At 64.2% G+C, this 18,462-nt stretch carries 13 protein-coding genes and 1 tRNA gene; 9 read left to right on the top strand and 5 right to left on the bottom strand.

Translation table 11 applies throughout. The features are described 5' to 3' along the window. Positions 1 to 18: 18 nt before the first annotated feature. On the bottom strand, positions 19 to 663 hold the full coding sequence (locus tag LZ016_RS14075) for a thermonuclease family protein (RefSeq protein ID WP_241448084.1): 645 nt from the start codon (positions 661 to 663) through the stop codon (positions 19 to 21). 149 nt (positions 664 to 812) lie between these two features. On the opposite strand from LZ016_RS14075, the gene LZ016_RS14070 reads away from it, so the two are divergent. After that, on the top strand, positions 813 to 1,016 hold the full coding sequence (locus tag LZ016_RS14070) for a hypothetical protein (RefSeq protein ID WP_241448083.1): 204 nt from the start codon (positions 813 to 815) through the stop codon (positions 1,014 to 1,016). Here the strand turns inward: LZ016_RS14070 and LZ016_RS14065 are convergent. The 3 genes from LZ016_RS14065 to LZ016_RS14055 are packed head-to-tail and all read right to left on the bottom strand — an operon-like array spanning position 1,013 to position 4,841. Then, entirely contained in the window at positions 1,013 to 1,411 is a 399-nt protein-coding gene (locus tag LZ016_RS14065) for an acyl-CoA thioesterase (protein ID WP_241448082.1), read from the bottom strand. The two genes, LZ016_RS14070 and LZ016_RS14065, sit on opposite strands and share 4 nt — an antisense overlap. After that, positions 1,408 to 2,778: a M1 aminopeptidase family protein gene (locus LZ016_RS14060; protein WP_241448081.1), complete on the bottom strand. Its 1,371-nt coding sequence runs from the start codon at positions 2,776 to 2,778 to the stop codon at positions 1,408 to 1,410. Before LZ016_RS14060 ends, LZ016_RS14065 begins: the two co-directional genes overlap by 4 nt. Continuing rightward, on the bottom strand, positions 2,775 to 4,841 hold the full coding sequence (locus LZ016_RS14055; RefSeq protein WP_241448080.1) for a S9 family peptidase: 2,067 nt from the start codon (positions 4,839 to 4,841) through the stop codon (positions 2,775 to 2,777). The genes LZ016_RS14060 and LZ016_RS14055 overlap by 4 nt, the downstream gene beginning before the upstream one ends. A gap of 167 nt (positions 4,842 to 5,008) precedes the next feature. On the opposite strand from LZ016_RS14055, the gene LZ016_RS14050 reads away from it, so the two are divergent. From LZ016_RS14050 to LZ016_RS14040, 3 genes are all read left to right on the top strand, one after another. Further along, entirely contained in the window at positions 5,009 to 9,511 is a 4,503-nt protein-coding gene (locus LZ016_RS14050) for a cadherin domain-containing protein (RefSeq protein ID WP_241448079.1), read from the top strand. Positions 9,512 to 9,563: 52 nt separating this feature from the next. After that, a complete protein-coding gene (locus LZ016_RS14045; RefSeq protein ID WP_241448078.1) occupies positions 9,564 to 11,357 on the top strand; it encodes an aminopeptidase P family protein in 1,794 nt (597 codons plus the stop codon). A 92-nt stretch (positions 11,358 to 11,449) separates the two neighbouring features. After that, on the top strand, positions 11,450 to 12,277 hold the full coding sequence (locus tag LZ016_RS14040) for a PEPxxWA-CTERM sorting domain-containing protein (protein ID WP_241448077.1): 828 nt from the start codon (positions 11,450 to 11,452) through the stop codon (positions 12,275 to 12,277). Here LZ016_RS14040 and LZ016_RS15580 read toward each other — a convergent pair. Then, positions 12,263 to 12,394 (bottom strand): hypothetical protein, encoded by a 132-nt coding sequence (locus LZ016_RS15580; protein WP_277622780.1) that lies wholly within the window; start codon positions 12,392 to 12,394, stop codon positions 12,263 to 12,265. The two genes, LZ016_RS14040 and LZ016_RS15580, sit on opposite strands and share 15 nt — an antisense overlap. Before the next feature lie 89 nt (positions 12,395 to 12,483). On the opposite strand from LZ016_RS15580, the gene LZ016_RS14035 reads away from it, so the two are divergent. The 5 genes from LZ016_RS14035 (at position 12,484) to LZ016_RS14015 (ending at position 18,451) form a co-directional block, all read left to right on the top strand. Then, positions 12,484 to 12,558 (top strand) — tRNA-Thr (locus LZ016_RS14035). A 92-nt stretch (positions 12,559 to 12,650) separates the two neighbouring features. After that, positions 12,651 to 13,262 carry a TetR/AcrR family transcriptional regulator gene (locus LZ016_RS14030; protein ID WP_241448076.1) on the top strand — a complete coding sequence of 204 codons (612 nt, stop codon included), beginning with the start codon at positions 12,651 to 12,653 and terminating at the stop codon, positions 13,260 to 13,262. Positions 13,263 to 13,586: 324 nt separating this feature from the next. Beyond that, positions 13,587 to 13,982, top strand: a complete 396-nt coding sequence (locus LZ016_RS14025) for a hypothetical protein (protein ID WP_241448075.1) — start codon at positions 13,587 to 13,589, stop codon at positions 13,980 to 13,982. Beyond that, positions 13,979 to 15,250 carry an efflux RND transporter periplasmic adaptor subunit gene (locus LZ016_RS14020; protein WP_241448074.1) on the top strand — a complete coding sequence of 424 codons (1,272 nt, stop codon included), beginning with the start codon at positions 13,979 to 13,981 and terminating at the stop codon, positions 15,248 to 15,250. Before LZ016_RS14025 ends, LZ016_RS14020 begins: the two co-directional genes overlap by 4 nt. A gap of 15 nt (positions 15,251 to 15,265) precedes the next feature. Further along, the gene (locus LZ016_RS14015) at positions 15,266 to 18,451 is read left to right on the top strand and encodes an efflux RND transporter permease subunit (RefSeq protein ID WP_241448073.1); all 3,186 of its coding nucleotides are present in this window, start codon (positions 15,266 to 15,268) and stop codon (positions 18,449 to 18,451) included. The last annotated feature ends 11 nt before the right edge of the window (positions 18,452 to 18,462 follow it).

Raw genomic sequence — 18,462 nt, 5'->3', positions numbered from 1 at the left:
AAGCGCCCGGCGAACCGGTCAGCACCAGCTGCGGGTCATGTCTCCGATCTCGCGGGCAAGACGGGCGTCCGTCATGGCTTGGCCGACATCCTTGCCGTTCACCGTCACGTTGCGAAGCAGCAGGCCATAGCGATCGAGATCCTGGCCGGGCTTCGTCATCTGAAGCTCGCCGGAATTAAGAAGCGTCTGGAGCTTCAGGGCCGATTGCCGGCCTAGCTGCGCTTCGCGCGGACAGGCGGCACCGTAGAGTTGGGGCGCTTCGATCGCGGCGATGCGAACCGTCCTGCCGCCGAGGTAGAAGCTGTCGCCGCTCGCGACGCAATTGGTCAGGCCGCCGTCGCTGCACATTCCGAAGACCAGTCCACGGGTCGTCGTCGCGTCCGCCGCCTGACGCATCCGTGCCGACCGGTCCATTAGTCCGCTTCCCCAGGCGCTCAGAGCCGCGGCCAATGCCAAGGCCGCGACGGGGAGCCACAGGCTTTTCCGGCTGACCTTCTTGGCCGATGCGCGCCGCAGGTCCGCGCGCGATTGGCGAGGCCGACCGAAGCTAGGTTCGAAGCTTTCCCGGACGTGCGGATCGACGTCGACGACATAGTCGGTGACCCGCGTCCATCTGCGCGCTTCCCGACGCTCGAAAGGAGCAATGTCGTTATGCTTGGCCAATCCGTTCACCCACGACTCGGACAGTCGAACGCTCGACTTCTGACAGTGGATGCACGGTCCGGAAAAGAGAGCAAGCGCCGGGCCGTTTGCGGCTGTCGGCAGCATGCCGCGAAACGAGCGCTTAACGGATTTTGGGTCATGATGGGGGCATGATCCCGATCAAGCACAGCTCGATCTTCAGGAGCCGCTGGATGGCGCTCGTCTGGGCCGCGGGTATTATCTGGTTCGCTATCGAAGTCGTTGCTCCGGACCAGGTCGAAGGCAATGCCGCAGAGAATGCGACAGATATCACCGGGTCGCCGATCACGCCCGCCGACCAGCAGGCGCTGAAGGACGCAATGAACGGCTTCTAGGCGTCGAAAAAGGGCGCGATCACCTCGGCTGGAACGCGCACCGGACGTCCCTTCGCACTATCGACGATGGCCCAGCTCGTCTTCGAGCGCACGCAGACCTGACCACCGGGACCGATGAATTCCATATAACGATCGGATCGTGCGCCCTTGGGTTCGCCGACCCAGGTCCGCGCGGTGACCACGTCGCCTTCGACTGCCGGGCGCAGATAGTCGATCTCATGCCGGGTCACGACCCAGAAGTAGGCGCTCTTGTGCGCCGGGTCGGCGACCTTCTCCCAATGCGCGATCGCGACTTGCTGAATCCATTGGACCCAGACGGCATTGTTGACATGCCCAAGCTCGTCGATGTGCTCGGGCGCGGCCGCGAGCGCCATTTCGAAGACCGAATGCGTCATTGCAGTTGCGGCACCCCTTCCCTGTTGAGTGCGAACGGAGTGCCCGCGTCACGCAGCAACTTCGCGATCGCTTGCTTCGGTGACGCCGATCCACGTTCAACGAGAACGCGGATCTGGTTGCTCTGTGCGCGCGAGCCGCCCGCGCGCTCGAACGCCGCGAGCCAGTCAGCTGTCGTTACCTCTTGATCGGCGAGGTTCGCGGCGACGAGCGCGCGAACGAACGAATAGAAGTCGCCGCGGCTCGCTCTTTCCGCGACCAAGGCGAAGACGAGGCCGCAAGCATAGTTCGCCCGCACCTGGTTGCGGTCGATTGCTGTCGCAACCGGCTGGAAGGCCAGATCGGAGCAGTCGCGGATGGCTTCGTTGAGCTTGGCGCGACCGTCGAACGCAGGGTTGAGGCTTTGGACGGTCCGCACGGCCAGCAGGTCGGCGCCGCCTTCCATGATCCAGCTGTCGCGCTGCGATCCGTAATGGACGCTCTGTCCCAGCCAGAAGTGCGACGCCTCGTGCGCGATGAACCAGTGCGCCAAGTCGGTCAGCGCGGGGACCGGCTTCAGCGCCGCCCGGCCTTCGAAGCGCATGAGGATCAGACCCTTCAGCGTGCCTCCGTTCATGCTGGCGCCCTCGCGGTTCGCACCTTCCCACGCCGCGAGGATCGTGGGCTCCGCCACGCCAGAGGGTCCAAGCCCCGCCGACAGGACTTCGATCGCGCGCGGCGTGTACGAAGCGAGGTCGGCGGCGATCCACTGCGGCAGGTCGGTGTCGAGCACGGTCGCTATACCCATTCGCACGACCGGCCTGGGCACGTCGTAGAGTCCGTAGGTGCCTTCGCTGTCGCCCCGGCGGTAGCCGTCGACGTCGCCAGCGAGCCGCAGGTTGGTCCCGCGAAAACGGACACGGGTCCCAGTGTCGATGACGCTGCCCGGAGGCGGCCTCCCGGCAAGCCGATCGAAAACCGTCACGCGGTTGACGGAAAAGACCGCGAAATGCCCATCAAAGATGGCGACGCTGTCTCCGCCCAGACGTAACGCTGGCACATAGTCGGCCAGCAGTTCGCCCGTGAAAGGCGTCACGCGCACCCGCACCTTCGGTGGGATGGGCCGCCCGTTCACGCCGACCAGGGCATCGAAGTTGCCGCACCGCTGAAGCGCGACGCCGGGCGTCAGGACCTGCCAGCTTTGCAAGCGCCACGACTGCTTGTCTCTCGCAGGCGAGGAGCGAAAGAAGCCCCAGGCCGGAGAGGCACGCGGAAGGTCGAACTCGGCGACGAAGGCATCGCCGGTGCGCGTCACATTGACCTGGGCCTGCTGCGCGGCGGCCGGCGTTGCGGCGAGCAGCGCCAGCATCAGCAGCAGGCGACGGATCACTCGCCGTCGACCTGCGTCAGAACGAAGCCGTAGGTCTCCGCGACCTCATGCAGCCGCTCCCAGCGTCCGGATTTGCCGCCATGGCCTGCGCCCATGTTGATTTTGAGGAGGAGCAGGTTGTTGTCGGTCTTCGTCGCGCGGAGCTTCGCGGCCCACTTGGCGGGTTCCCAATAGGTGACGCGCGGGTCGGTCAGGCCGCCGGTGATCAGCATCGGCGGATAGGCCTGAGGCTTCACATTGTCGTAGGGCGAATAGCCGCGGATCGTGTCGAACGCCGCCTTGTCGGTGATCGGGTTGCCCCACTCCGGCCACTCGCCGGGCGTGAGCGGAAGGGTGTCGTCCAGCATCGTATTGAGCACGTCGACGAAGGGCACGTCGGCCACCACCGCCCCCCATAGATCAGGATCGGAATTGACCACCGCGCCCATCAGCTCGCCGCCGGCCGAGCCGCCGTTTATGCCGATGCCGCCCTTGTGGGTGAAGCCCTCCGCGATCAGTCCCTTGGCCACGTCGACGAAGTCGCTGAACGTGTTCGTCCGCTTCTCGAGCTTGCCGTCCAGGAACCACTGGTAGCCGAGGTCGTCGCCGCCGCGGATGTGGGCGATCGCATAGGCCCAGCCGCGATCGAGCAGGCTGATGCGGTTGGTGTTGAACGCTGGCGGGACGGCGTATCCGTACGCGCCGTACGCGTAGAGGAAGAGCTTCCCGCTTCCGTCCTTTACGAAGCCCTTTGGATAGACGACGGAGACCGGGATCTTCACTCCATCGCGGCCATCGACCATCAGGCGCTCGGTCTCATATTTCGACGGGTCGTAGCCCGACGGGATCTCCTGGACCTTGAGAACCTCCAGCCGGTCGTCCTCGGGGTGATAGTCGTAGATCGTCGCCGGCGTGACGAGTGAAGAATAGGCCAGGCGATAAGCTTCAGGAGCGAATTCCGGATTGCCGAGGAAGGCCGTGCTGTAGCTGGCCTCCGCGAACGGGATGCGGCGCTCGTCGCCTTGGTACGTGCGCAAGATCAGCTGATCGAGGCCGTCCACCCGCTGCTGGATCGCAAGGTGATCGCGGTACGACGTGACGTGACGCAGATAGACGCGGTCCGATCCGGAAATGACCGTCCGCCATTCTTCGGGATTGGCCGGATCGGCCTCGGCCAGGCGGAAGTTCACATGGTCGTCGTTTGTGAGGATCCACAGCTTCCCGTGCGCGGCGTCGGCCTCGTATTGGCGCTTCTCCTTGCGGCGCGAGATCAGGGTCAGCGGCTGCGTCGGGTCGTCGGCGGAAACGAAGCGGACTTCGCTCGTGGCATTGTCGCCCGTCGCGATGAAGATAAGGCTGCGGTCCTGCGACTTGCCGACGCCGACGGTGAAGCCGAGCGCCTCGGTCTCCTCGTACAGGGTGACGTCCTGCTCGGTCGGTGTCCCGAGGCGGTGGAAACGCGCGCGATAGCTGCGCCAGTTCTCGTTGACCTCGTTGAAGACGACGCCGTCGGAGCCGCTCGTCCAAACCGGCTGCCCGATCGCCACGTCGGTGACGGTCTCGATGTCCTTGCCCGTCGCGAGGTCGCGGATGCGCAGGGTGAAGCGCTCGGCTCCGCTGTCGTCGACGAGGATCGCGGCGAGCTTGCCGTCCGGGCTGACGTCCATCGCGCCCAGGCGGAAATATTCCTTCCTCTCGGCCTCCAGCGGCTCGTCGAAGATAATCTCGTCCTCGCCACCGGCGAACTTCTTGCGATACCAGGTGCGGTACTGCGCGCCCGGCTTGAACGCCCACCAGTAGAGCCAGTCGCCATCGCGGATCGGGACCGAGGACTCGTCCTCCTTGATCCGCCCTTTCATCTCCTCGAACAATTCGTCGAGCAGCGCGCGGTGCCCTTCGGCCCACTGCTCGAAATAGTCGTTCTCTGCAGTCAGGTAGGCGAGAACATCCTTGTCGGTGACCTGCGGATAGCCCTGGTCGCGAATCCAGTGCCACGGATCGTCGATCGTCACACCATGGCGTTCGTAACTGTAAGGCCGCTGCTCGGCGACGGGTGGTCCTGCAATGTCGGTGGGCTTGTCCATGCTACGCTCTTAGCGTGCCTACTGCCTACAGGAATAGGACGTTCGCGGGCGGGGCCTGACGGGGAAGATCACACAAAAATCGCATTATATTCCTGTTAATCCATGCTAAATAGGTCTTTGCAGGGGTGCTCGCCGGTTCGTTTGCGTGCGTCCCGTAGGGGGCGGAAATGACGACATATTTCACGGACGGCGCCGAGTTCACCGTCAACACCAATTCGATCGTTACACCGATGTCAGGGGGCTTCACGCAAGGCGGCCAGATTGCGCCCACGGTGACGACGCTCGCCGACGGGCGTTTCATCGTCGCTTGGTCCTCCAACCTGGATCCACAGGATGGCAGCGGGAGCGCGATCAAGGCGCAGCTGTTCAGCGCGACCGGCGAGAAGATCGGCACTGAGTTCCTGGTCAACTCCGCAACGCTCGATACCCAGTACCAACCCTCCGTCACGGCTTTGTCCGGGGGCGGCTTCGTCATTTCCTGGACAACGTTCGACACCGCGGCTGACGGAAGCGGCAACGCCGTCAAGGCACAGCTCTACGATGCGTCAGGCGCAGCCGTCGGAGGCGAGTTCCTCGTCGACACGCTGACCACAAGTTCGCAAGCCTCCCCCGAACTGACTGCGCTTTCGACCGGTGGATTTGTCGCTACCTGGACAAGCAGCGCTTCGGGTGACGACGACATCAAGGCGCAGATCTTCAGCGCCACCGGAACCAAGGTCGGCACGGAGTTCCGCGTCAACAACACCACGACGGGCGCCCAATCGGCCTCCGACGTAACGACATTGTCGAATGGCAACTTTCTCGTGACCTGGACGGATTCCGCCAATGGCGGCGACATCCGGGCGCGGCTCTTCAGTTCCACCGGAACGGCGCTCACCACCGATATCCAGGTCCACACCTCTTCGAGCAGCGCGCAGAGCGGATCATCCGTAACCGCGCTGTCTGGCGGCGGTTTCGTCGTCACCTGGACGTCGGCGGGTGTAAGCGGCGACTCCGACCTTGCCGTGATGGCGCAGATCTTCAGCGCCGCCGGAACCAAGGTCGGCACGGAGTTCCGCGTCAACACGCAGACCTATGCCCAACAGTGGCAGCCCAGCGTGACCGGAACGCCGGACGGGGGGTTCATCGTCGCGTGGCGAACAGATGACGACATTCTCTCGGGTGATGGAAGTCTAGCGGCGATCAAGGCCCAGGTATTCAGCTCGACCGGCGCAAAAGTCGGCGGCGAGTTCCTGGTGAACACCCTGGGCTCCGGCTATCAGACCGTCCCGTCGCTGACGACACTCGCTGACGGCCGTGTCCTGGCAACCTGGGCCAATGAGCCGGCTTCTTTCGGCGCCGTCACGATCGAGGCGCAGTTTCTAAAGGCCAACGTCGCGCCTGTTATCGATTCCAACGGCGGAGGCGACTCAGCGGCCGTTTCGGCAACCGAAGGCCAGACGACGGTGACGGCCGTTCACGCGATCGACGCGGGGGGCGGCCAAGCCCTGCAATACGCCATCGTTGGCGGCGCAGACGCAGCGCAATTCGCGATCAATCCCACGAGCGGCGCCCTCGTGTTCAACTCGGCTCCGCAAGCAGGAAGCCCAACCGACAGCAACGGCGACAACGTCTACGAAGTGATCGTGCGTGCCAGCGACGGCGAACTGGCCGATACGCAAACGCTGCGGGTCTCAGTGGCCGTCGCGAACCAGCCGCCGGTCATCACCTCCAACGGTGGTGGCGACATCGCATCGCTGTCCGTCGACGAGAATAACCCTGCCGTGACGACCGTGGCGGCCTCAGACGCGAACTCTCCCACCATCAGCTATACTATTGTCGGCGGAACCGACGCCAACAGCTTTGTCATCAACTCGACCACAGGCGAACTGTCGTTCGCGGCTGCGCCGGACCATGAGGCTCCTGCCGACGCCGATCATGACAATGTCTATCAAGTGATCGTTGCTGCTTCGGACGGGTCCGCGTCTGATACGCAAACGCTGACGGTGACAGTCGGCAACAGCAACGACAGCGCACCGGTTATCGGATTTTGGCAGAGCGATTCCATCTCTTCAGGCATGGCCGAGGGAGGCACATCCTTCCTCTCGTTCCAGGCGACCGACCCCGACGGCGATACGGTCGTCTTCAGCCTGGCCGGCGAGGATGCGGCGAGCTTTACGATCAATCCGTCCAGCGGGTCGGTCCAGTTCCGGACCGCGCCCGATTACGAAGCGCCCGGTAGTGCTCAAGGCACGAACAGCTATGTCTTCGACGTGGTCGCGAGCGACGGCGTCCACAGCGACGTGCTGCACGTCACGCTCAACATCTGGGACGTCAACGAACCCGTGACGATCACCTCGAGCGGCGGTGGCGGTACGGCTTCGCTCTCTGTCGATGAAAACAGCACGATCGCGGCCCAGATCGCCGCCAGCGATCCCGAAGGCGCCACCATCACCTATTTGATTGCCGGAGGTGCCGACGCTGGGGCTTTCACGATCGACCCGCAGTCCGGACAGCTCAGTTTCCTGCAGGCGCCCAATTTCGAAAACGCGTCGGATGCCGATGCGAACAACGTCTATGACGTCGTCGTCAGCGCGAGCGATGGTTCGAGCACCGATGCCCAGGCGCTCGCCATTGCTGTCGGGAACGTCGACGAGCCGGTCGTCATCACCTCCAACGGCGGTGGCAATGCCGCCTCGACGACGGTCGCAGAAGGCAGCCTCGACGTAACGCAGGTCGCGGCAACGGACCCCGAGGCCGCCGCAATCAGCTACGGGATCGCCGGCGGCGCAGATGCCGCTTTCTTCAGCATCGACGCCCAGACGGGAGACCTGCGGTTCGTGCAAGCGCCGGATTATGAGTCGGCGGCGGATGCGAACGGGGACAATGTCTACGACGTCGTCGTGACGGCCAGCACGGCCAGCGGAAGCGATAGCCAGGCGATCTCCGTGGCCGTTGGCAACGTCAACGACCGGCCGCTCATCGCCGGCGGCACCAGCCTCGCGCTGAACCTTCCCGAGGGCACGGCTGCAGTCGCCACGATTGCCGGCTCCGATCCGGACAATGACGTACTGGTCTATTCCATAAGCGGCGGCGCCGACGCGACGCTCTTCACCATCGACGCGAATACCGGCAAGCTTAGCTTCGTTAGTACTCCGGACTTCGAAGCGCCGGGCGATGAGGGTCAGGACAATTTCTACAACGTGATGGTAAGCGCCTCCGACGGGCAGCTCAGCGCGTTCCAGGCCGTCCAGATCACCGTCTCGAACGTGAATGAAGGCGTGTCGATCACGTCCGGATCCAGCTTCGCAATCGCGGAGAACGGCACGTTCGTGGGCAGCGTACAGGCCGCCGACGTCGACGGCGACGCCGTGAGCTACTCCATCGTCGGCGGCGCCGACGCCTCGCGCTTCATCATCAATGCGCAGACCGGTGCGCTGTCCTTCGTCACCGCGCCCAACTTCGAGGCCCCGCAGGATGCCGGCGGCAATAACGTCTACGACCTCCTTGTCCGCGCCAGCGACGGCTCGCTCAGCGCGACCCAGGCCATCGCTGTCCAGGTCGGCAATGTGAACGAGGGCACGACTTTCACGTCGGGTGCGAACTTCGCGGTCGCGGAAAACAGCACGGCGGTCGGCCAGGTCCATGCGACGGACGTGGATGGCGATGCGGTAACTTACTCCATCGCTGGCGGGGCCGACGCCGAGCGCTTCGCCATAAACGCGCAGACCGGCGCGCTGTCCTTCATTGCGGCCCCGAACTTCGAAGCCGCGGCCGACGCCGACGGCAACAATGTCTACGACCTACTGATTCGGGCCAGCGACGGGTCGCTGAGCACAACGCAGGCCGTCGGCGTGCAAGTCGGGAACGTCAACGAGGCGCCGGTCATCACCTCCAATGGCGGTGGTTCGTCCGCCTCGCTCACGGTCAATGAGAACGGCACGCTCGTCACCAGCGTGGTCGCCACCGATCCGGAAGGCGGACAGACATACGCCATCAGCGGAGGGGTGGACGCGGGCCGCTTCACGATCAACTCGGCGACGGGCGAGCTCCGCTTCGTCAGTGCGCCGAATTACGAAGCGCCAAACGACGCGAATGCCGACAATATCTATCAGGTCGTTGTGACGTCATCGGATGGCTCGCTGGTGGATAGCCAGAGCCTCTCGGTGTCCATCGCCAACATTCGCGACGGCCTGACGCTCAACGGCACGGCCAAGGCGGACACTCTGACAGGAAGTGTCGCAGAGGACACGATCAACGGCCTTGCCGGCGCTGACACGCTCTTGGGCAATGCGGGCGCCGACATTGTCAATGGCGGCGATGGGAACGACTCGCTAACCGGCGGCGCTGGCGCGGACCAGCTGACCGGAGGTGCCGGCCAGGATGATTTCATCTACACGAGCATCGGCGACAGCACCGCTTCGTCGATGGACAACATCCTCGACTTCTCGCATTCGCAGAAGGACCATATCTCGCTGAAGGCCATCGACGCGAATACGTCGGTCGCGGGCGATCAGGCATTCACGTTCATCGGGACTGCCGCCTTTTCGAACCACGTTGGCGAACTCCGTAGCTACCAAAATGCGGGCCACACATACGTCTCGGGCGACGTGAACGGCGACGGAGTCGCGGACTTCGTCATTTGCATCGATCCCGCGACGAACCTGGTAGCGTCCGACTTCCTGCTCTAAGGGCGCGGCCGCAAAGCTTGTTGAGGTTGGCGCAGAGGCTTAGGTAGCGCCGATGTCCAGTTATGCAGACCGCCTGAAGGCGCTTCGCGAGCAACTCAAGGCCGACAAGCTCGACGGCTTCGTCGTCCCGCTCACCGACGAACATATGAGCGAGTATGTGGGCAGCTATGCTCAGCGCCTCGCCTGGCTGACGGGCTTCGAAGGCTCGGCGGGTTCGGCGGTCGTGCTGCCGCAGGAAGCCGCGATCTTCGTCGACGGGCGCTACACGCTCCAAGTTCGCCAACAGGTCGACGGCAAGGACTGGTCGTACCAGTCAGTGCCCGAGACGAGCGTCGCCGACTGGCTGACGGAGCACGCGCCCGAGGGTGCGCGCATCGGCTACGACCCGTGGCTGCACAGCCGCGACTGGGTGAAGAAGGCGACGGAGGCGCTCGCGGCTCGCGGTGCCGAATTGGTGGCCGTCGAGCAGAACCCGATCGACAAGGTTTGGTCGGATCGGCCCGAGGCGTCGAAGGCGCACCTCGCGGCGCATCCGGAAAAGTACACCGGCCGCTCCTCCGCCGATAAGCGGCATGAAATCGCCGACTGGCTGGAGAAGCAGGGCGCGGATGCCGCGGTCCTGTCCGCGCTCGACTCGATTGCGTGGGCGTTCAACGTGCGCGGCGAGGACGTCGCTCGGACGCCGGTTGCATTGGCGTTCGCCCTCGTCCGTTCGGACGGCACCGCCGACCTCTACGTCAACCCGGAGAAGATCAGCGCTGAGGTCCAGCAGCACCTCGGCAATGGCGTTCGCCTTCATGATCGCAACGCGTTCGAGTCCGCTCTCGGCGAGCTCCGGGGCCGGACTGTCGCTGTCGATCCGGAACGCGCTGTCGCGGCAATCTTCGAAGCGCTCGATCGCGCGGGCGCGAAGATCATTCCGGTCCGCGATCCGACCATCCTCGCCAAGGCGATCAAGAACCCGGTCGAAATTGCAGGGCAGAAGTCGGCGCAGGAGCGCGACGGTGCGGCCATCTCGCGCTTTCTTCGCTGGGTCGAGGAAGAGGCTCCGAAGGGCGACGTCGATGAGCTTAAGGCGTCCGACCATCTTGAGGCGCTTCGCCGCGAAGATCCGGAACTGCGCGATTTGTCGTTCGACAGCATTTCGGGCGCTGGCCCGAACGGGGCGATCGTCCACTACCGCTCCAGCGAGAAGACCAACCGCAAGCTCGAGATGAACTCGATCTATTTGATCGACTCAGGCGGCCAGTATCTCGATGGGACCACCGACATCACGCGGACGGTCGTCATCGGCGAGCCGACCGCGGAAATGCGCGATCGCTTCACCCGAGTACTCAAGGGCCACATCGCGGTGGCGACCGCGATCTTCCCGAAGGGTACGCGCGGCAGCCAGCTCGACAGCTTCGCTCGCCGGCCGCTGTGGGAAGCGGGTCTCGACTATGCCCACGGCACCGGACACGGCGTCGGCAGCTTCCTCTCGGTTCACGAAGGTCCGCAGCGCATTTCGCCCGTCGGCAGCGCTCAATCGGGCGGAGACGAGCCGCTGCGCCAAGGCATGATCCTTTCGAACGAGCCGGGCTACTACAAGACCGGCGAGTACGGCATCCGCATCGAGAACCTCGTCCTCGTCGTCGATCATCCGGTCGTTGGCGCGGAGAAGGAGACGCTCGGGTTCGAGACGCTGACGTTCGCGCCGATCGAGCGCCGCTTGATCGCCAAGGAGACGCTGAGCCCCGAAGAACTCGCGTGGCTCAACGACTATCATGCCCAGGTGGTGGAGAAGATCGGGCCGCGCCTGACGGGCGACGATCTCGCCTGGCTCGAAGAGGCCTGCGCGCCAATCTGAACGGGCCGGACAAGCTAGCGTTACATCGTCAATTTTGATAAAGGCCGGGCGTACAGACTCCGTTGCGACTCAGTGCGTTAAGGGGGCTCCCGATGCCTGGCACCACGTTCGCGCAAACTCGACGGTTGCTGCTTGCCGCGGTCTTCACCTGCTGCCTGCCGACGGCTGGGGAAGCCCGAAGGACGGTGATCGACGGCAACCAGTACGGGACCACTTACGAGATCTCGACAGACGCGGAGGATGGAGATGCCATCGTTCTCCCCTTCGATGTCAATTACGGTTCCGGCCTGCAGTCCGACGTCACGGTCACCCTTGGGCCATGCTGCCTTGGCGGAGTGAACGATCCACCAACCGTTCCGGTCGGCCTGACCTTCACGAACTCTCCCACTGATTATCTGTTCGCGACTGTGCTGAAGGAGCAGTTCATCGACGGCTCCGTCCATCTGAGCAATGACCAGCAGACGTCCACGCCACTCGATCCGGTCGACCAGGCGTCGATCTTCGATTTCGGCATGGCGTTCCTGATCACCGGTGGTCCACCGCAGGTTCCTGGACCAGGAACGGGAGATCTTGGCTTCTATTCCCCCTTCTTCGGCGACGCCTATGTGCGGTTCTCGGACCTTTCGGGGTCGGGGGCGCTGGGCGACTTTGGACTTGAGCTGACCTGCAGCGGGATCTGCACCGACATCGGGTTCAACCTGGCGGGCCTGAACTTCTCGAGCGCGCTGTTCGACCCGAACTTAGCGCCGACGCAGTTGGAATCGTACGAAGTTGGAGCCGAGGGCTCGACCTTCAATTTCGTCTTCCGGAACAGCGCCGCGGTACCCGAGCCGGCAACCTGGGTCTCGATGTTGATGGGTTTCGGCCTGATTGGCGTTGCGCTCCGTCGGAAAGGCAGGCTCTCGTCAGCCTTTAGGTGAACCCTCCGGCTTCGGCGGCTCGTCCGCCAGCTCCCGCGACTGCGCTTTGCGGCGCCGCAGGTTCTCGCGCAGCGCGGCGGCGAGCCGTTCCTCGCGAGCCTTGTCCTTGTCGGTCATGTGGCCCACTAGTCCGGCGCGCGGATGCCCGGCAAGTCGGGTTGACGCGCGGGACCCGCTTGGCCATAGGCGGCCCTCCTCCGGTCAGTGCTGCCGTAGCTCAGTGGTAGAGCGCATCCTTGGTAAGGCTGAGGTCGTGAGTTCAATCCTCACCGGCAGCACCATTTCTTCGAAACCGGCTCGGGCGACCACTCGTCTCTGACTGAAACCGAATCTGCTGGTAATTCGTTGCGGTCGTAATTATGTACCGAACGATATGAATAAGCTTTCGCCCTTCGCCTGCCGCGGCCGACCGCGCGAATTTTGCGTGGATGCCGCCCTTGCGCAGGCGCTGCGCGTCTTCTGGGAAAAGGGGTACGAAGGCACTTCGCTCAACGACCTGACCGAAGCGATGGGGATCACCCGCCCGAGTCTCTACGCCGCGTTCGGCAACAAGGACGCGCTCTTCCGCAAGGCGCTCGATCTCTACGAGACCGAGAAATTGGCGTACATTCGCCGGGCGCTGGAGCAGCCGACCGCCCGCAAAGTTGCCGAGGTGATGCTCCGCGGATCCGTCGACAACGTCATGAGCTGCGATCAGCCGCACGGCTGCATGGGCGTCATCACGTCCGTCGCTTGCGGCCCCGAGGCGCAGACCGTCCGCGAGGAAGTCGTGAAGCGCGGAGATGCGGGCAAGCGTGCGCTGACCGAGCGCTTCATCCGCGCCAAGGAGGAAGGCGACCTGCCGGCACACGTCGATCCCGAAGGATTGATGCGAGTCCTGATCGCGCTGCTACAGGGCATTTCGGTCCAGGCGAGCCAGGGCGCCAACCGCGATGAGCTCGACAGCCTGGTCGAAAGCGGCCTCGCCCTGTGGCCCAGCGCTTAGAATTTATCACCTCGTCAGATTTTTTTATCACCCGGTACAGAATTTTGGTTGACGTCGCTTACCCGACTTTATACTGACCAGTACAGAAAGCGTGCGATCAGGACTCTGGCATCGCTTCGATCGTCAAAAACAAAAAAAGGACGATGGCATTGAACTTGGCTTGTACCTTCCGCGGGTTCTGACGCCCGCCAGTTAGAACACATCGATAGCTGATCACGGCCGAAGCTGAGCGCTTCGTCGAACGGCTTTTTGCGTGCCGAGCAGAGTGCCCGCGTCGGACCCAATTCCGGCGAACGACGGCGCTCGTCCGGAAAAAGTGGGAGAATGAACTTGGCCTACCTCGAGCGCATTGAAACGCACAATTCGCAGCCGATCGTCCTTTCGGCGATGGCCACGCCGCGCAACGCGAAGCCGGATTTCTCGCCGCTGGAATGGTCTGTGATCCGCCTCGCCCGTGTCGACAAATTGTGGACCATTCGTGCCGCCGGACGTCTGCGCCGCCTCTGGAACTGGCTGCTTGCACGCGGAAATCCGCAGCTCGCCAACGAGAAGCTGGAAGCGCTGCGCCGCATCGCGGTCCTCACCTGGCATTTCGGTTTCACCGTCCCCGGCGACGACGTCGCCGACTTCCTCTCCGCCGGATTCACGGCGGACCAATATGAGCTGATGGCCGGCAGCATCAATTCGGTCCTCAGCGCTCCGCGAAGGATTGCCGCATGAATATGATCACCAAGGTCCCCGTGGATGGCGGCGCGCAAAGCGTGCGCGTTGCCATCAAGGATCGTCCCCTGTGGCAACGCGCCGCAATCTTTGGAACTCCCCTGGTCGTGCTTGCCGCGGCTGTCACTCTTTGGAACAGCGACCCCTCCCCAGCTGCTGCTCCTCCACTCCCCTCGGTGACGGTCGCGGCTCCCCTCCAGCGTGAGGTGAACCTGTGGGATGATTATGTCGGTCGCTTCGAAGCCAGCCGCACCGTCGACGTGCGCCCGCGCGTGTCCGGCCAGGTCGTGGGAATCCACTTCACGGACGGCGCGATCGTACGGAAGGGCCAGCTGCTCTTCACCATCGATCCGCGCCCATTCACGGCGGCGCTTGCGGAAGCTCGTGCCGGCGTTGCGACAGCGCAGAGTGAGTTGGCGCTTGCACAGCTGAACCTCGGCCGTGCGCAGCGGCTGTTGGCCGCGAATGCCGTATCGCAGGCGAACGTCGATCAACTGACGGCGCAGGTGAGGACCGCGAGCGCGGCACTCGCAGCGGCGCAGGCTCGCGTTCGCCAGCGTGCGCTTGACGTCGAGTTCACGCAGATTCGCGCGCCGATCAGCGGACGGATTTCCGACCGCCGCATCGATGTCGGCAATCTCGTGAGCTCGGGCGACAGCAACGGTTCGCTGCTGACCACGATCAACGCGCTCGACCCGATCTACTTCACCTTCGACGTTCCCGAGTCCCTGTACCTCAAGGACTCCCGCGAGCGTCGTTCGGGTGCCGCGGGCGAAGTCGCCGAGATCCGGTTGCAGGACGAGGCGTCGTACAATTGGCGCGGCAGGCTGGACTTCACCGACAATGGCATCAGTCAGAATTCGGGAACGATCCGGGCGCGCGCCGTCGTGCACAACCCCGACTATTTCCTGACGCCCGGCATGTTCGGAAACATGCGCCTGGCGGACGGCGGAACGGCTCCTGCACTGCTGGTTCCTGACGCGGCGATTCGCACGGACCAGGCGCGCAAGATTGTGCTGACCGTCGGCAAGGACGGCACCGTCTCGGCCAAGCCGGTCGAAACAGGGCCGCTCGTCGGCGACCTCCGCGTCGTGCGCTCGGGCCTGACCACCGCCGACCAAGTCATCATCCAAGGCGTCCAGTTCGCGATGCCAGGGGCGAAGGTGAAGCCGCGCGTCACGCAAATTCAATCTGCCGAGACGGCCGCCGCCAAGGCTCCGCCGCCCGACACGCCAAGCGCCTCCCAGGCGACTCTGGCCGCCAGATAATCAAGGCCACTTCCCATGCAGTTCAGCCACTTCTTCATCCGGCGCCCGATCTTTGCCGGCGTGATCGCGATCATCATCACGATCGTCGGCCTGTTCGCTTATTTCGGGCTGCCGGTTTCGCAGTTTCCGAACGTCGTTCCGCCGACGGTGACGGTCAGCACCAATTATCCGGGTGCTTCGGCCGAGACCGTCGCGGACACGGTCGCCGCTCCCATCGAGCAGCAGATCAACGGCGTCGACAACATGCTCTATCAGTCGTCGCAGTCGACCGGGGACGGACGGGTAACGATCACCGTCACGTTCAAGATCGGCACCAACCTCGATACGGCTCAAGTGCTCGTGCAGAACCGCGTGGCGCTGGCCGAGCCGGCGCTTCCGGAAGAAGTGCGCCGTCAGGGCGTGGTCGTCCGCAAGGAGCAGCCGAGCTGGCTGATGGCCGTGAACGTGCTGTCGCCGGACGGCTCGCTCGATCGCGGCTACGTGTCCAACTACGCGCTCACCCAGATCCGTGATCGGCTTACCCGCGTCGACGGTATTGGCGACGTCCAGATCTTCGGCGCCCGCGACTATGCGATGCGCGTCTGGATCGACCCAGGCCGTGCTTCGACCCTCGGCTTGACCGCCGGCGAAGTCGTTAATGCGCTGCGCTCGCAGAACGTGCAGGTCGCCGCCGGTGTAGTCGGACAGCCGCCGTACGACACCGGCGCCGCGCAGCAGCTCAACGTGGAAACGCAGGGCCGGTTCAAGACGGCCGACGAATTCGCGAACATCATCATCCGTACCGATCCGACGACCGGCGCGATCACGCGCCTCCGCGACGTGGCGCGCGTCGAGCTCGGCGCCAGCGACTATGGCGTAAACGCCTATCTGTCTGGCACGGACTCTATCATCCTCGGCATCACGCAGCGTCCGGGAACGAACGCACTTGCGGCCGCGGAGGGTGTGAAGGCGCAGCTAGCGGATGCTGCGAAGAGCTTTCCGAAGGGACTCGAGTACCGGATCATCTGGAACCCGACAGAGTTCATCAGCGAATCAATGACCGCCGTCCAGGAAACGCTTCTCGAAGCGATGCTGCTCGTCGTCCTGGTGATCATCGTGTTCCTGCAGAGTTGGCGTGCAGCGATCATCCCGATCGTCGCCATTCCGGTGTCGCTCATCGGATCGTTCGCAGTGCTTCTGGCGCTCGGCTATTCGCTCAACACGCTGTCGATGTTCGGCCTGGTGCTGGCGATCGGCATCGTCGTCGACGACGCCATCGTCGTGGTTGAGAATGTCGAGCGAAACCTCGAGAGCGGCATGTCTCCGCGCGAAGCGGCGCACCGGTCGATGGATGAAGTCTCGACGGCGCTCGTGGCGATCGTCCTCGTGCTCTGCGCGGTGTTCGTGCCGGTCACTTTCCTCACCGGGATCACGGGCGAATTCTACCGCCAGTTCGCGGTGACCATTGCGGCTTCGACGATCATCTCGCTGCTGCTGTCGCTAACGCTCTCGCCTGCACTGGCCGCGCGGCTCCTGCAGCCGAAGAGCGAACATCGCGCGGAGTCCGGCATCATGGGCTTCGTCCATCGCGCCGGCGACCGCTTCAATGACGGCTTCAATCGCCTGAGCGATTGGTACAGCAACTTTACGCGCCGCATCCTGCGCGCACCGAAGCGAGCGCTTGCGATCTACACGGGGCTCGTCGCGCTGACCGTCGGCATCTTCGTCTACACGCCCGCCGGATTCATACCCTCGCAGGACCAGGGCTACGCGCTCGCCGCAATCCAGCTCCCGCCCGGAAGCTCCATCGAGCGCACGGACGCGGTGCTGAAGAAGGCCGTCGCCAAGCTCCGCAAGGTGCCCGGCGTCGACCAGGCGGTGATGTTCTCCGGCTTCGACGGAGCCTCGGGAACGCAGGCATCCAACGCCGGCGCCGCCTACGTCACGTTCAAGCCATTCGAGGAGCGCGCCGGGACCGACCGCACCGAGCAGAACATCGAGAACGACATGCGCGCCGCTCTGGCCGACATGGACGAGGCGTTCGTCTTCGTCATCCCGCCGCCCGTCATCCAGGGTATCGGCAGCGGCGGCGGCTATCGCATGATCGTGCAAGACCGCAGCGACAAGGGCTACCAGGCGCTCGAACAGGCTGCCCAGCAGCTGATCGGCGAAGCGCACCAGGACCCGCATCTCGCGAACGTCTTCACGCTCTACAACACGGCCACCCCGCGCATCTGGGCGGACATCGACCGCGCCAAGGCGGACATGCTCGGCGTTCCTCCGGAGCGGGTTTTTGAGGCGCTGCAGGTCTATCTCGGATCGGCCTACGTCAACGACTTCAACCTGCTCGGCCGCACCTATCGCGTGACCGCTCAGGCGGATGCGCAGTACCGTGACGACCCGAGCGACATCGCCCAGCTGAAGACTCGTTCGAACAGCGGTGCGATGGTGCCGATCGGTTCGGTCGCGACGTTCCAGGACAAGACGGGGCCGTATCGCGTCACACGGTACAACCTCTTCCCGGCCGTCGAGGTGGACGGCGAGACTGCGCCGGGAACGTCGACGGGCCAGGCGATGAACATCATGGAGAAATTGGCGGCCAAGCTGCCCGCGGGCTTCTCCACCGAGTGGACGGGCATCGCGTACCAGCAGCAGGCGGCCGGCAATATCGCCATCCTGATCTTCGCTCTGTCCGTGGTGTTCGTCTTCCTGGTGCTGGCGGCGCAGTTCGAAAGCCTGCTGCTTCCGCTGTCGATCATCCTCATCGTACCGATGACGTTGCTGGCGGCGATGACCGGCGTGAACCTGCGCGGGCTGGACAACAACATCCTGACGCAGATCGGCCTGATCGTCCTCATCGCATTGGCCGCGAAGAATGCGATCCTGATCGTCGAGTTCGCCAAGCAGGCGGAAGAGCGCGGGCTCGGGCCGATCGACGCCGCCGTCGATGCGGCGCGGGCCCGGTTGCGTCCGATCCTGATGACCAGCTTCGCATTCGTCCTCGGCACCCTGCCGCTGGTGATCGCGAGCGGTCCGGGCTGGGAGCTTCGCCAGGCGCTCGGCACGGCAGTGTTCTTCGGGATGATCGGCGTCACCGCGTTCGGCCTGATCTTCACGCCGACCTTCTACGTCGCCTGCCGCACGCTCGGTCAGCGGCTGGCCCAGCGCCGGCGCGGCGGTGCGGCGGGCGACGAGCAGCTCGCGCTGCTGCCGGCAGAATAAGGAATTTCACG

This window comes from Sphingomonas telluris (assembly GCF_022568775.1).
GTDB classification, from domain to species: Bacteria; Pseudomonadota; Alphaproteobacteria; order Sphingomonadales; family Sphingomonadaceae; genus Sphingomicrobium; species Sphingomicrobium telluris.
This window is presented reverse-complemented; position numbering and strand designations above follow the sequence as displayed.